Annotated in this window: 14 protein-coding genes; 13 read left to right on the top strand and 1 reads right to left on the bottom strand. The window is 37.6% G+C overall.

All coding sequences use genetic code 11. The features are described 5' to 3' along the window. The first annotated feature begins 25 nt into the window (after positions 1-25). From glnA to ISU02_RS04640, 5 genes are all read left to right on the top strand, one after another. Positions 26-1,363 carry a type I glutamate--ammonia ligase gene (glnA, locus tag ISU02_RS04660; protein WP_194700623.1) on the top strand — a complete coding sequence of 446 codons (1,338 nt, stop codon included), beginning with the start codon at positions 26-28 and terminating at the stop codon, positions 1,361-1,363. A 6-nt stretch (positions 1,364-1,369) separates the two neighbouring features. Then, positions 1,370-1,954: an ANTAR domain-containing response regulator gene (locus tag ISU02_RS04655; RefSeq protein WP_194700622.1), complete on the top strand. Its 585-nt coding sequence runs from the start codon at positions 1,370-1,372 to the stop codon at positions 1,952-1,954. Between the two features lie 370 nt (positions 1,955-2,324). Continuing rightward, positions 2,325-2,936 (top strand): GyrI-like domain-containing protein, encoded by a 612-nt coding sequence (locus ISU02_RS04650; RefSeq protein ID WP_194700621.1) that lies wholly within the window; start codon positions 2,325-2,327, stop codon positions 2,934-2,936. A gap of 51 nt (positions 2,937-2,987) precedes the next feature. Further along, complete coding sequence (locus tag ISU02_RS24250) at positions 2,988-3,788, top strand: MerR family transcriptional regulator (protein WP_194700620.1); 801 nt, start codon at positions 2,988-2,990, stop codon at positions 3,786-3,788. Between the two features lie 464 nt (positions 3,789-4,252). Continuing rightward, positions 4,253-5,905, top strand: coding sequence for a BCCT family transporter (locus tag ISU02_RS04640; protein WP_194700619.1), 1,653 nt, complete (start codon positions 4,253-4,255; stop codon positions 5,903-5,905). A gap of 123 nt (positions 5,906-6,028) precedes the next feature. Here the strand turns inward: ISU02_RS04640 and ISU02_RS04635 are convergent, their stop codons facing one another. Further along, entirely contained in the window at positions 6,029-7,372 is a 1,344-nt protein-coding gene (locus tag ISU02_RS04635) for an MATE family efflux transporter (protein ID WP_194700618.1), read from the bottom strand. A 152-nt stretch (positions 7,373-7,524) separates the two neighbouring features. On the opposite strand from ISU02_RS04635, the gene ISU02_RS04630 reads away from it, so the two are divergent. The 8 genes from ISU02_RS04630 to ISU02_RS04590 all read left to right on the top strand — a co-directional run bounded on the left by ISU02_RS04630 (position 7,525) and on the right by ISU02_RS04590 (position 15,690). Further along, positions 7,525-10,203: a metallophosphoesterase gene (locus ISU02_RS04630; protein WP_194700617.1), complete on the top strand. Its 2,679-nt coding sequence runs from the start codon at positions 7,525-7,527 to the stop codon at positions 10,201-10,203. Positions 10,204-10,594: 391 nt separating this feature from the next. Next, positions 10,595-11,245 (top strand): alanyl-tRNA editing protein, encoded by a 651-nt coding sequence (locus ISU02_RS24245; protein ID WP_194700616.1) that lies wholly within the window; start codon positions 10,595-10,597, stop codon positions 11,243-11,245. A 414-nt stretch (positions 11,246-11,659) separates the two neighbouring features. Further along, positions 11,660-12,100: a MarR family winged helix-turn-helix transcriptional regulator gene (locus ISU02_RS04615; protein ID WP_194700614.1), complete on the top strand. Its 441-nt coding sequence runs from the start codon at positions 11,660-11,662 to the stop codon at positions 12,098-12,100. Positions 12,101-12,151: 51 nt separating this feature from the next. Further along, positions 12,152-12,865 (top strand): DsbA family oxidoreductase, encoded by a 714-nt coding sequence (locus ISU02_RS04610; protein ID WP_194700613.1) that lies wholly within the window; start codon positions 12,152-12,154, stop codon positions 12,863-12,865. Between the two features lie 23 nt (positions 12,866-12,888). Further along, entirely contained in the window at positions 12,889-13,254 is a 366-nt protein-coding gene (locus ISU02_RS04605; protein WP_194700612.1) for a DUF1304 domain-containing protein, read from the top strand. Between the two features lie 296 nt (positions 13,255-13,550). Next, positions 13,551-14,108, top strand: coding sequence for a GNAT family N-acetyltransferase (locus ISU02_RS04600; protein ID WP_194700611.1), 558 nt, complete (start codon positions 13,551-13,553; stop codon positions 14,106-14,108). Positions 14,109-14,258: 150 nt separating this feature from the next. Beyond that, positions 14,259-14,777: a PDC sensor domain-containing protein gene (locus ISU02_RS04595; protein ID WP_194700610.1), complete on the top strand. Its 519-nt coding sequence runs from the start codon at positions 14,259-14,261 to the stop codon at positions 14,775-14,777. A 265-nt stretch (positions 14,778-15,042) separates the two neighbouring features. After that, entirely contained in the window at positions 15,043-15,690 is a 648-nt protein-coding gene (locus tag ISU02_RS04590) for an Ig-like domain-containing domain (protein WP_194700609.1), read from the top strand. Positions 15,691-15,693: the final 3 nt, after the last annotated feature.

Here is a 15,693-nt window from a genome sequence, read left to right as displayed (position 1 = left end):
TAGTTACCATTTTACAGGAGGCAAAATGTCATTTATTTCCGATGAAAAGAGAGAGTTGAAGGATTTGATTGAGGCACTTGAAGTGGATTTGATTCATCTTCAGTTTACAGACATCACAGGCATTACTAAAAATGTATCGATTATGGCACACCAAATTGACAAAGCACTTGATGGCGGGATTACCTTTGATGGGTCCAGTATCGATGGGTTTGTCAGAGTGGAAGAGTCCGATATGTACTTGATGCCAGACATTGCTACTTTCACGGTATTCCCGTGGACTTCTTCCCCAAGAGAAGCGCGTTTGATTTGTGATGTTTATAAAATGGATGGCACACCATTTGAAGGTTGTCCAAGATATATTCTAAAAAAGGCATTAAAGGATTCCGAAGGCATGGGATACACTATGAACGTCGGTCCTGAATGCGAGTTCTTTCTCTTTCATACGGATGAATTTGGCAATCCGTCTCTGGAAGTGCACGACCAAGCAAGCTACTTCGATTTGGCACCAATGGACATGGGAGGCAATGCAAGAAATGATATCTCCATGACTCTTAAATCCATGGGCTTTAAGATCGAAACCTCGCATCACGAGGTGGCTACAGGTCAGCATGAAATTGATTTTGAATATGCAGATGCCTTAAAAACAGCAGATAACATCATGACCTTTAAAATGGTTGTGAGGATCATTGCTCAAAGACATGGTTTACATGCAACTTTTATGGCGAAACCTCTTGTGGGGATCAGTGGCTCTGGCATGCATCTCAACATCTCATTATCTGGTGAAAATGGCGAAAATGTCTTTTATGATCCAGAAGATGCAATCGAGCTCTCTGATAAGGCCTATGCATTTCTTGGTGGGTTGCTGGAACATGCTCGATCATTTACAGCACTCACGAATCCAACCGTGAATTCTTATAAGCGATTGATTCCTGGTTACGAAGCCCCTATTCTGGTTGCTTGGTCTTTATCCAACAGAAGTCCACTCATCCGGGTACCTGCAGGTCGTGGGAAATCTACACGATTGGAGCTCCGTAGTCCTGATCCTAGTGCAAATCCATATTTGGCACTGGCTGCTACTTTAAAAGCAGGACTTGATGGGATAAAGAAAAATAAACGCCCACCAGAACCTATTTCAAGCAATCTCTACCATATTACCGATGAAGACATAGAGACGCTTGGAATGGAGCGACTACCATCAACACTTTGTGAAGCGGTAGAAGCCTTTTCGCTGAGTCCCTTGATGAAAGAAGCAATAGGCAAGCATGCCTACAAACGTTTTAAAGAAGCCGCAATGTATGAATGGAATGAGTATTCAAAGTATGTGTCAAAATGGGAACTAGATCGTTATTTGAGAAAGTTTTAAGCCATTATGAAGGCTATTCGCTCAAAAATCGTTGTAGCTGAACAGAACACAACTGTGAGAACTCAAATTTGTACATGGCTGATGCAAGAAGGATATGCGGTCTTTGAAGCTAAAGATCCATATAAGACAATTCGTCTGGCACGTCAAGTTCTGCCTGACCTGATTTTGCTAGATGTTGCGTTAAGGGGGATTAATACAACCCAGATGGTTCATATCATCGAGGTCGATCATTTATCAAAGGTCGTTCCAATGACGGACTCTGTAAATGATGATTTTAGACACCTACTTTCTCAAACGATGCTTGGTAGATATGTACAAAAACCCTTGGATCGAAATCACTTTTTAACTGTAATAGCGACTGCCTTATCGCAAATTAGAGAGGAAAAGAAAATTTCGGCTATCCGCGAACGGGAAAAGAAGGATATGCCGAAAGATGATGTGATTCAAAGAGCTAAAGCAATACTCATGGCGAAATGGCAGCTCAGTGAAGAGCAAGCCTACCAGTACATGAGAAAAAAAAGCATGGATCATTCTGTAAAAATAGATGCCATTGCTCGAGCCGTTCTCAAGAAATACTCAGGAAAGTCCTGACATCCTTACTGAGTATGACTTAAGAAAGGATAATTTAATTGAAACTTATAACAATAAACTTGATACACTTGATATAATAAAACCTCAAAATATATACAAATGAAGTTCAAACTCTTCAATAAGATGGAAACATCTTACTCCTTAAATCATATAATATAAAATAAAAGAACATTCTAAGATCAGAACCCTGACACCCTGATTTTAGGATGTTTTTTTTTGAAAAAGAATAAACGTATTAATTGTAAGTGAAAATCAAAATTCAAGGTATAATAGTATATAGGGCGTAAATAATTTAATATTTTGAATAATTAGTCCTTGACTCTCCAGTGCGCTGGAGGCAGTAAGCTATACATAGAGAGGAGCTGAAAAAATGAAGAGAGAATGGAAGAAACATGAGAAATCACTTTACGTACCAAAAACATCACCAGAAATCATCAAAGTACCTGCGATGAAGTACATGGTATTAAGTGGTGAGGGGAATCCAAATGATGCTTTTTTTTCAGAATACATCGCTGCTTTATATGCCGTATCTTACGCCGTTAGGATGTCGTATAAAAATTCGGATGTCCCTGAAGGCTATTATGAGTATACGGTTTATCCGCTTGAAGGGGTTTGGGATTTTATAAATCCTGAGTTAAGAGAATTTGATAAAAATAATTTGAAGTTTGATCTGATGATTAGACAACCGGATTTTTTGACTGAGAAATGGGCGCCAATCTATATGGAAAGTGCATTTAAGAAGAAAAAAAATCCTTTGATACCAGAGATGGCCTTTAAAGAGTATCCTGAAGAAAAATGTGTCCAAATGCTTCATATAGGTCCTTATGATAATGAGCCGGAAAGCTTTGAAAAGATGAGTGCTTTTTGCAATTTAAATGGACTGGAGCGGACCACACATGAACACAGAGAAATTTACATTACAGACGTTCGTAAAACTGCACCAGAAAAGAATAAGACGGTTTTAAGATACACTGTAAAATAGGCATCTTAAAAATAGTATTTTAGTGATGTTGAAAATAGGGAGTGACTTTTAGTGTACAAAATTGGAGAATTTTCTAAGATTACTTTTTTATCTGTGAAGACGTTAAGATATTACAATGAAATTAAACTTCTAGTGCCTGCGAAGATAGATGAAGCTACTGGCTATCGATACTATGATGATGAAAATTTTCAAAAGGCTATGATGATCAAAACGTTGAGACGGTTTAATTTTTCAATACAAGAACTGCTTGAAGTGCTTCCAAGGATTGATCATATGGATGACTTAGCAGATTTTTTACTTGAAAAGCATGAGCAACTGGAAACACAGGTGACTATGATCAAAAGGGATCAAAAGGCGCTGATAAAAGAAGTGAATTATATGAAGGAGGTCAAAGCGGTGTCCAAATTATATGAAGTTGAAATCGTTAATATGCCAGCAGTAAAAGTGGCTTGTTTAAGATATAAAGGACGTTATGAGGATTTAGGTATTTATATTGGCAAATTGTATAAAGCAGCTGGGATGAATGCCGAAGGCGCACCCTTCTCACTGTATTATGATGAAGATTACATGGAAGCGGATGCAGATATTGAAGTGGCTGTTCCAGTGAAAAAAGAGGTTAAAAAGGATGAGGTGAAAACGCGCATGTTGCCAGAGATCCGATGCGTGAAATATGTCCATGTGGGTCCTTATGAACACTTATCCAACAGTTATAAAATTATTACTGACTATATAAAAGCAAATAAGCTAGAAACTTACACGCCGAGCAGAGAAGTTTACCGAAAAGGTCCAGGCATGCTTATGAAAGGCAATCCTGAAAAGTATGAAACAGAAATTTTGATTCCCATTAAATAAGCCCTATTTGCGTCAGCTTGCATCATGTGGTATAATATAAGAAGTAATTCAACATGAAGTAAGCATTTGGAGTAGCTTAGATTACGAGCGGTGATATGCATTTATAGTTGTAGATTAGCGTAAGTCTTCTATACTAGAAGTGAAAGGATGCCTAAAAATGCTTGTAAGAACTGGGGTCTGTGCAGGTTCGCAAGGACATGCGCTATACTATCAATGATGGTATAAAGTGAGGCATAATTGTCGAAACTTAGACACTCTAACTCTTTGATTAATCAAAGTGTTAGAGTGTCTTTTTTTGTAGATTTGTGCAGTTGAAAAGATTGAAAGTATAGTTAGAGTGTCAAAATCCAATTTCGCATGAACCCTTTACCCTATGCTGTATAGCGTACTTGCTGTAAACCACATCATAGGGTCAACTTTTGGATTTAGACACTCTAACCAAGTGTGAAAGGAGCAACATTTTAATGAGTCAAAAGTTAAAAACAGTGGCTGAAGAGAAACTATTCAGTCGAAATTTCACTAAATATGGGCTAGATTTGAATCCAGCGGTCTCTATTGGAGCAGGATTGATCATCATTCTTTTTGCCCTTTTTGCCTTCGTGGATTTAGATAGAGCAAATACAGTGTTTGGCATTATAAATACAGTTATCGTATCCAATTTTGACTGGCTATTTGTACTCAGCAGTAATTTCTTTATTTTAGTAAGTTTAATTATGGCTTTTTCAAAACTTGGGAGTGTAAAAATTGGTGGAGTAGACGCTCAACCAGAGTTCAGTAATTTTTCTTGGTATTCCATGCTGATGTCAGCTGGAATGGGTATTGGACTGATGTTCTGGTCAGTGGGCGAACCCCTCTATCACCTGATGCAAAAGCCCCCTATTTTTAATAGCAACATGGGGGATACACAGGCAATGGCCACAACTTTTTTCCATTGGGGACTACACCCTTGGGGTATATATGCATTGATTTCTCTTTCGCTTGCATTTTTTGCCTACAATAAAAAATTGCCACTTTCTTTAAGATCGGTATTTTATCCTTTATTAAAGGACAAAATATTTGGATTTTGGGGTGACATGATTGATATCTTAGCAGTGGTATCGTGTTTATTTGGTCTTGCAACATCATTGGGTTTGGGTGTTCAGCAGATTAACAGTGGATTGAACTATTTGTTTGGAATCCATGTGAGTGTAATGACTCAGGTCCTATTAATTGTGGGGATAACAGGACTTGCCACTATAAGTGTTGTGACAGGACTTGATAAAGGCGTTAAAATTTTATCTGAACTCAATATCAAACTTGCAGGTTTGTTTTTAGCTGTGATTTTTGTTTTGGGCCCTACAGGTTATTTGGTGAAATTATTTAGCAATTCACTTGGACTTTATATGAATAATTTTATTAATGCCTCATTTTTTGTCAGCACAGATGGAAGTACATGGCAGGCAAGTTGGTCTGTGTTTTACCTTGCGTGGTGGATTTCTTGGTCGCCATTTGTGGGCATGTTTATTGCTCGAATCTCCAAAGGGAGAACTGTTCGAGAATTCGTATTGGCTGTCTTAATTGTACCTTCATTGCTTTCATTTATTTGGCTGACAGTATTTGGAGGGACGGCAATGCATATTAACGGGCTGACTTCAGGAGCTTTGTTTGAAACCGTTGGCAACAATCTACCTGTAGCAATATTTGAAATGATTCAGAACTTAAATGTGCCTCTATTAGAGGGCGCCATTAAAACAGGATTATCGTTAGCAGGTACTGTACTTGTCATTTCGTTCTTTGTTACTTCGAGTGACTCTGGATCACTCGTAGTGGATAACATTACATCAGGGGGAAAACTCAATTCACCAGTGACACAGAGAGTATTTTGGGCGAGTATGGAAGGCCTTGTAGCGATAGTACTACTGCTCATTGGCGGTGAAACAGCGCTTAAAGCACTCCAAACAGCTGTTATAGCAACTGGATTGCCTTTTGCAATCATTCTGATCATAATGAGTTTTTTATTGCTTCGAAGTGTCCAAAAAGCATATAAACGTCAGAAATATATTAAGGATCTAGATCATTTTGAAACAATGATGGAAGAATATGAGGATCAGGCAGTTGAGGATCAAGTGACTGCTTAGTAACTTGATATGAAAACTTTATTTTATAAAAAAAAAGGCGTATCCCAGTAGGAGTATATTCACACTGAGGTATGCCTTTTGTGCATATAATCCGTATATGCGCGTAAGGAGAGTTGATAGAAGCTAGCCTAAGCTTTTCATTACACGTTTTGTATAGAAGTAGGCGATGATAGTAGCACTCCAATTGTTGAGTACAATGCCCCACCATACACCTGTAATGCCCATATCTAGAACTGTGCCAAGAAAGTAAAAGAGTGTAATTGGAATGAATATTTGTCTGTAGATGCCAATGTATATTGCAAAATTTGGTTTTTTTATGCCCTGTAAAGCGGAAATCAAGATATTTAAAATAATATAAGTTGGCAATGCAAAAGCTTCAATTCGAAGATAATGGGTGCCAGCCATGATAACAGCTTGGTCATTATTAAAGAGGCTAATAATATGGGGTGCAAGTGGATATATTAAAAGTGCACCAAAGACCATCATACCAATGCCAATTCGAAGCGTTTTTTGCTTAGTTTCAAAGATCCGTTCAAAATTTTTAGCGCCGAAGTTTTGTCCTACTATTGTTAAAGTAGCAATATTGAGACCAAGCGCTGGCAATAGTATAAGTTGTTCAACGCGCATTGCAGCACCATATGCGGCAATGGTCACTGAACCTGCATATTTTAAGACATAGAAGTTGATTACAAAAACACCTAGAGCAATTGTCATCATATTGAGACTTGCTGGAAAGCCTTGCTTAAACAATTGAAACATGACTTCAAGATTAAAATGCGCATTTTTGAATGCTTGAAGTTCAAATGTGGGGCTTTTATTAAGGCGATAGAGCATATAAAGTGTTCCAAATACTTGTATGATAACGGTGGCAAGTGCAACACCAATTGTGCCAAGTTGTGGCAGACCGAACCACCCAAAGATGAAGAGCGGATCTAGAATTAAATTCATGAAGAAACCAATGATGAGAAAATTGCGATAGGATTTGGTGTCTCCTTGAGCATTTAACATGGCGTTGAGTACTGAATTGAGAATGAAAAAAATAGACCCCCAGAAGATGACATTTGTATACTGTATGCCAAGTGCTTTGGAGAGGCCAGTGGCACCAGAAAGCTCAAAGAGAAAAGGCACCATTAAAGGCGATGCCAGAGCAATTAATACGGCTAAAAATAAACCAAAGAACACTGCATTATAGCTCAAGCTGTGAAAATATTTTTTGTTTTTTTCACCTAAAGCAATGGCATTTAGAGCCGTGGCACCACTGCCAATACCTGAACTGAGCGCAATGATAATGAAAAAAATAGGAAATGAAATGGTCATGCCTGCAAGTGCATCTGTACTGAGTTTGCCGGCATAATACGTATCAACAACATTAAAAAGTGTATTAAAGAGCATCCCAACACTTGCAGGGATAGCAATCCTTTTCACATGTGAAATAATGGCACCTTGTGTCAAATCGACATCAGTCATATAATCTCCCTTCTAAATGAGAAGTTATCTCATCTTATACCCATAAAGAGGGCAACATAAGCCATAAACTTACAGAGTCTTTACATTAACCTAATACTTTTTTGCCGTTATTATTCTATAATCCTTGTATAACGTATACAAAGGAGAATTGTATGAATTTATGGAGAAAGATTGTAGCATTGTGCCTTGTTATAATGGTTGCAGTGGGCACATTTGGGGTGAACAACATTGTGATGGCAACTGAAGACAGCAGTGTATTTATCAAGAAAGATGCGGATTGGAAATACCTTGATAACGGTATAGACTTAGGCACTACCTGGCGAGATATAAATTTTGATGACACTTCTTGGAAAGTGGGAAAAGCGCCACTGGGATATGGCGATGATTTTTCAGAAACAGATCCAACTTTACCCCTTGAGACAAAAGTGAGTTTTGGCGATAATGCAGAATCAAAGTACATGACCACTTATTTTAGAGGGATTGCAAACATTGATCAAATTGAAAAATATGCTGCTGTGGAAGTCTATATACATGTGGATGATGCTGCTGTGGTTTATGTGAATGGGGTAGAAGCCTTTAGACGTGGCATAAAGGATTCAGAAAAAGTAGTCTATAGCACACCTGGTAAATTTAAACCTAAAGAAGAAACCTTGACACTTCCAATTTCACTTTTCAATAATGGCGTGAATACCGTTGCTGTTGAAGTACATCAAGACGGTGGCGATAGCTCTGATCTTTGGTTTGAAATGTCTATGAAAGGTATTCAAGCAGATAAAACGATTTTGAAAAAAGATGCAGAGTGGCAGTATTTAGATACAGGTAAGGCTTTAGGCAAAGACTGGATTTCTGAAAATTATGATGACTCGTCTTGGAAAAAGGGAAAAGCGCCATTGGGATATGGGGATGATTTTTCAGAAACAGACCCTACTTTACCGCTTGCAACTCAAGTTGACTACGGTAGTGATGCAGAAAATAAGCACATGACCACTTATTTTAGAAAAACAATTGATGCAGGCGTGATATCTGGCTACGCTGAACTCGAAACTTATATTCATGTGGATGACGGTGCAGTGGTCTATGTTAATGGAAAAGAATTATTTCGTAGAGGCATTGCCGATGATGTCAATATTGAATATGTAACACCTGCTAAATTTAAACCTAAGGAAGAAACGATTAAAATTCCAGTTTCGGCATTGAGAGATGGCAAAAATACCATAGCAGTTGAAGTGCATCAAGATGGTGGTGATAGTTCAGATCTTTGGTTTGAAATGTCCATGAAAGCTTTGTCCAGTGCTTCGGCAGGAGAGAAAGAAATTATTGTACCTGATCCTAGTGCTGTTAAAGGTGACGTTCAAAAAGTGGCAGTGACCTTTTTCGGAGATACAACGAGCGCGAGAGGTTTCACATGGTACACGACTTTGGCGTCTGCAAACAGTGATGTACAAGTAGTAGAGCAAACAAATGAGCATCCTAATTTTGAAAAGGCATTAAAATTTAAAGGCAATTACACCGTTTCTACTCATGCGCCTAATTTTCCAATGGCCGTTGTTCATAAGGCAAATGCCACTGGACTCAAAGCAGGTACGACTTACGCTTATAGGGTAGGCGATGAATCGCTTAATTTGTGGAGTGATATAGGAACTTTTGAGACTGCTAACACCACGGGTGCATTTACATTTATAGATATTGCGGATACTCAGGCAAAATCTGAAGATGAATGTATTTTATCGGGAGAGACCATTAAAAAGGCATTTGAAACCATTGAAGACGCAAAATTCATTGCAATTAATGGGGATATTGTAGACACTGGATTAAATGAAACGCAGTGGGATAATATGTTCAAGTATTCTAAAGACAATTTTATGAATACGACCATTTTGCCAGCGGCTGGGAACCACGAAGAGCAGAAAAATGCGTTTATTGAGCATTTTAATGTCCCTTCACCAGTAGGTGCATCAACAGAAACGGGTGCGTATTATTCTGTAGATTATGCAGGGACACATTTTATCGTCCTAAATACGAATGAAGATTCAAAAGAATTTGCAGATTTGACACCAGCACAAGTTGATTGGTTGAAAGCAGATGCTAGTGCAGCAAAAAAAGCAGGCGCTAAATGGATCATATTGATTATGCACAAAGGGCCTTACACAACTTCCAATCATGCATCTGATGATGATATTATGGGCGATAATGGTGTGAGAACTTTGATTGCGCCATTGTTAGCAAGTTTAGATGTGGACTTTGTATTGCAGGGACATGATCATATTTATGCGAGAACACAACCCATTGCTGATGGCAAAGCAGTCGCAGCATCTATAAGCAAGAAAAATTTGAATGGACAATCAATTGATTATTATAATCAACCAGAGGGCACAATTTATATGATTCCAGCAACAGCGGGACCGAAAGTTTATTATAGAAATAAAGAGATGGACTCAACTTATTATGATTTGTTTGCATTGGCAGATGAAAATCACGCGGCAACTTATGGTCCTGATGCAAGTGACTCAAGCCGACCTGTGCGCAGTCAAATTCAAAACTTTGTAGGCATCACTGTTGATGCGGATCAACTGACAGCAGTTGTCTACGAAATTGATCAAAGTAAAAATGAAGGCAAGCCATATATTGTGGATCAATTTGGTATTTCAAAAGCGACTGTGACCAATTTAAAAAATAGTCAATTGACGTACATCGTTGTGCCTGGGGATGCACTTTGGAAGATCGCTAAAAAATATGGCACAACTGTGGAAGCCATTTTGAAATCCAATATAGGGAATATTAAGAACCCTAATTTAATTCAAGTCGGACAAAGCCTTGTTATTCCGAATTAAGGGTGTAAAATAAATCTGATAATTTGACACTTCTAGCCATGATCTACAGTTTGTAAAAAACCTATCCGAGTTTAAGTGAGTTCAAGATGTATGATTTCATTTATTAAGGATAGGTTTCTTTTTGTGAAAAGAGGTATATTGTGGGAGCTTGAATTGTTATAATAAAAGAGGTGGTATCAAAATAAATAGAAGGTTGGTCTTGACGTGATTATTTGGATTAATGGTTCCTTTGGCAGTGGTAAAACAGAGGCTGCTTATGCGTTACATAAACGAATTGAAAACTCATTGTCCAGAAAATTATGACTTCATGTGAGCTTGAGTTGAAAATTGAGAAGGGCCTGAAATGATTAGTTTCATTAAAAATTGACTATTAAATGAAAGAGGTGGTAATGTGGCTTGTGTAAAGAAATTTTGGGAAGACCCCTATTTAGAGCAATTAGAGACAACTGTGACATCTGTTCAAGACGATATCATTACTTTGAAAGAGACGATTCTATTTGCCTTTTCAGGGGGACAACAATCAGATTCAGGGACCATCAATGGCTTAGAGGTATTGGAGGCCAGAAAAGAAGACAAGGAAATCTACTATAAACTCGCCAAAGATCATGGCCTTAAAGTGGGTGACCTAGTACATACTGAAATTGACTGGGACAAGAGGTACAAATTGATGAAGCTTCATTTTGCGGCAGAACTTGTTCTGGAATGGGTTTATCAAAATTATAACCATCCTGAAAAAATAGGTGCTAACATCAGTGAAGATAAAGCCAGAGTTGATTTCTATTGGGACGGCAATATCAATAGCGTATTTCCTGAGCTCAATCGGGCGTTTGCTCAATTAGTAGAAGCAAATTTGGAAATAGAGAGTAATTTTAGCGATGTTCAAAATGAAGTTCGCTATTGGCGTATAGATGGTTTTGCAAAAGTGCCATGTGGTGGCACGCACATCAAGCGGACAGGCGAAATTGGAGCCGTTCGATTTAAGAGAAGCAACACTGGAAAAGGTAAAGAGCGCATAGAGATTCTGCTCAAAACGCAGAACTAAAATTTTAGTTATATTGATTCCAATTATTATAGTTTCATTGCTTGCTTCATCGGGGATTGTCTATGAGATTTCAAAGACAAAAGTAAAAGACCATATTATCAGACAAAATGAAACTCAGTCACAACTTTTATCCAATGAAACTGGATTATGGCTTGGGACTTTTACACCATGATAGATATGAATTTAAAAACACAGTGAGCTCTATTGGCGAGAGATTGCTGTGTTTTTTAACAAAAAAATTGGAAACATACGATGTTTGACAGGGATTTTCATTGAGGCAATCAGCCGCATATAATTGTGACTTCTATGAGATTTTAGCCTTTAAAAGTAAAAATGAAATGACGATAGATTTGACATCGTTACAAACATGTGGTAATATTAGTTCGTACACGGACGAAATAAATGGAGGCTTTTATGGAAACTTCATGTTTGTTAAGTAAAATCAATGAAATTAATGCCATATCCGTTTCTTTTATCAAAAGTAAAATTAGGACAATGAATCTACCCGTTATGGTCAATCATATCCCTTTGTTTTATATCCTTTCAACAGCAGATCAACCGATGTATTTCACTGAAATCATGGCTGCATGGGGCATATCGAAATCATCTCTATCGGATATTTTAATCAAATATGAAAACATGGGGCTGATCGATAAGACTTACTGCAAGGAGGATAAGCGCAGCATTTACATTTCGCTTAAGCCAGAGGCCATGTATATTGTAGAGGCGCTTAAGAATATAGAAATGACATTTCTAGATAAAATGCTGAAAACAATTGAAGCTGAAGAAATTGAAAAGTTAACAAGGCAACTAGATCAAGTATTGATAAATTTAAAATCGGATAAGTCACTTTAAACATCTCAGTGGCCTATTATGAGGTCCATTGAATTCAAAAGGAGATCAATTATGAAAATAGAAGTATGGTCAGATTATGTGTGCCCGTTTTGTTATATCGGGAAAAGAAGGCTGGAAGAAGCAATCCAGCAACTGGATTTTAAATCTGAGATAGAGATTGAATTTAAAAGTTTTGAACTCGATCCCAATGCACCCAAATCATATGATGCTAATATTCATGAGCTTATTGCCAAGAAATATGGTATTACAGTCAATCAAGCCAAAGCTAATAACACACAAATTGCAGCACAAGCCAAATCAATGGGGCTGATTTATGATTTTGAAGCTATGAAACCGACGAATACGTTTGACGCACATAGATTGGCACATTATGCCAATGCAGAAGGCACACAGGATAAATTTTCTGAAAGGCTTTTAAGAGCGTATTTTACTGAAGGTAAAGATCTATCTAGTTATGAAGTTTTGGCTTCTTTAGCAAAAGAGGTCGGATTGGATTATGATCAAGCTATGAAAATTTTAAATTCGGATCAGTATAGAGATGCTGTTCGAAGAGATGAGTCCGATGCCAGAAGACTCAATATAAGTGGTGTGCCATATTTTGTGATCAATGGCAAGTATGCCATATCAGGTGCGCAACCCACAGCTGTATTCTTGCAGAGTTTAAAGCAGATTAGAACGGATGAAGTCAGGGTAGAATCGGAAATATCAGGCACTTCAAATAATGAGTCAAAAGGTATTTGCATTGATGGACAATGTAATATTTAAACGACATACACAGGAGGCAAGGCATGCAAGCTGTATTAAAAGGATTGGTTTTGTTAATTGCATTGGAACACTTATTCATATTGTGGATTGAGATGTTTGCTTGGACGACGAAGGGGCTGAATATTGTAAAAGATGCGACCCCAAGTTTTATGGAACAGACAAAAAGCATGGCTGCAAATCAAGGCTTATACAATGGGTTTTTAGCTGTTGGTCTAATTTGGTCACTCTTTATTACAGATATCGTATGGTCATATAACGTCGCCTTTTTCTTTTTGGGCTGTGTGATTGTAGCTGGTATTTTTGGCGCATTGTCTGCTTCAAAGTCTATTTTTTTTAAACAAGCTTTACCGGCAATATTTGTGGCGGTTATGCTGTTTATTTTTAAGTGATTTAAAAAGAGTAACGTGAATTCTGTTAATGGGCTAAGCATATCGACTTAATGTATTCCATTGAGAGTTAATGTATCCTCTATAGTTGAAGGTCAATGTGATTATGACCTGATAATCATATGAAAAAAGTTGAGCTGTGAGTATCTATCTCATAACTCAGCTTTTTTTGTCTATAAGTTTGAAGCATCACCAGTCTGTCCAAATGCACCACGCAGCGATATCAATAGCGTTTGGAGAACGTTTATACAAATGATATAATCTTAAGTAATCACTTAAAGAGAGAATGGAGTAGAAATATGCAGATGAGTATTATTTTAAGAGATTTGAAAGTAGAAGATTTAGAGGCCTATTTTAAGTTGAACCATCCTGATAGAGCTTTTCATAAATTCAATGGACCTTATTTTAAAAAGGATACCTTGGAGGGGCTAGAAAACTATATAGCGCTTCTTAGAAGCAAATTTGAGTCAGGTGAACAAAATCCATTGGATCAAAAAAAAATAATTGCAGATGCACAAACGGATGAAATCATAGGAACTGTCAATTGGTACTGGAAATCAGAAGAGACCAACTGGATGGAAATAGGGATTGTTATTTTTAATGAAGACTATTGGGGCAAAGGCATTGGCAAAAAAGCCTTGAGCCTTTGGATAGATAATGTGTTTGCAGATCATCCAGAGCTTGTTAGGCTGGGACTTACCACTTGGTCGGGCAATCACAGAATGATGAAGTTGGCAGAGCATTTAGGGTTTAAGAAAGAAGCGGTTTACAGAAAAGCGCGTATAGTAGAGCAAGAGTATTATGATTCAATCAGCTATGGGATTCTCAAGGAAGAATGGTATAACAACTTGATATAAAATAAGTGAAGCGGAAGACACATGATTACAATTTTATCAAAAGAATAATTTTATCATCAAGGGTGTGGACTCTTCTCATTATCCAAGCAGAGAAGACTTAGCAGGAGATACTGTGACCTTTATGAAATATTTTTTGACAAGGAGAGACGGATGATAAGCAAAATTATTTTAACAATTTTGGTGGCAATGACAATTCACACAAGTGTAGATAAGCCTTTGGAGACAGCTCATGTGGAGAGTGATGTGAACCTCTATGAGTCAGTGTATTCTGGAGATGAAAATAGGGTGGATTCATATGTATCGTCAGAAGTGTCAGATTTACTTTTAGATCTTGCCACGTCAGGTGCTAATCAAATTGCAATGGCAACTTCTGATGAAGAAATACGAGATGCATTAACCGAACTTGCCTTGAACGAGAACATTGAAGTTCAGTATGCATACTACGGGAGCCAAACAGGGAGATTCTATATGTATCCCGAAGAATCCTTCCCTGAAGATTATGATTTTAGAGAAAGACCATTTTATCTAAACGCAATGGCACAAGGGATCTATTATGCTGAGCCCTATACGGATTTAACAAACCATAGACTGATTCAGACAATCTGCATTACAGTGTATGATGAAAATGGTATCATAGGTGTATTGGGGATAGACGCTTATATAGAATAGTTGTTTTATTTTCAAAAGGCTTTTGTGATATGAGACTGATCTATGGGTATACTTATTTTGGAGGATCTAGAAAGGCGGTTTAAAAGGAGGACTTGGCGCTTTAAGGGGAAATGAAGTGATTTAGAGATGATTTTTAGAAAATTCAGTTAGTTTTTTTGAGTTGAAAAATATATAATTAAGATTATTGGTTAGAATTTCGAAATCTAATAGAATTTCAAAATCCAACTATAATGGTTTTATCACAAAAGATTTAGAGGAGGATTATATGAGTATCAACGTGGGGAAAAAATCTATATCCATTTTAACTTTGTGTTTATTACTGCTCTGTGTACCTGTATTTGCAGGCGGGGGTAATGGTACTGGCGGCGGTGGGGGCAATGCACCTTTAACACTTGAATCTTCAAATCCTGAATCAGGCGCTGTGGACATAAGCACAGAAGGTAAAATTGAAATGACTTTTAGCAACAATGTTGTCAATATGAAGGTTTCTGAAAACAATATGACATGTTTCAAACTTCTAGATAATGAAGGGAAAGAAGTTGCAATTGATGTGATTATGGGCGATGATCAAGTTGATCCTACGATTAAAAATGACATTACAGTTCAAAGCAAGGCTGCTCTTGAAGAAAATAAAAGTTATAAACTCGTTATTTCGCCTGAATTGACTGCAAAAAACGGGAGCAAATTAGGTGCTGAGACTGTAATTGATTTTACAACACTTTCAGCTCAATCTACGGAACCAGTTCAATCCAGTGAAGCCACTCAACCCGCTGAACCCGCTGAATCAACTGAACCTGCTGAATCAGCTGAAACCGATGAATCAACTCAATCCAATACGCCTATGATGATCTTTGGCATCATCGTGGTCTTGGGCATTGTTGGTGTGGCTATTACAAGAAAAAATAAGAAATAGACA

Source organism: Fusibacter ferrireducens, from assembly GCF_015352425.1.
Lineage (GTDB): Bacteria > Bacillota > Clostridia > Peptostreptococcales > Acidaminobacteraceae > Fusibacter_A > Fusibacter_A ferrireducens.
The sequence above is the reverse complement of the archived record's forward strand: the minus strand, read 5'-3'. Positions and strand labels throughout refer to the sequence as shown.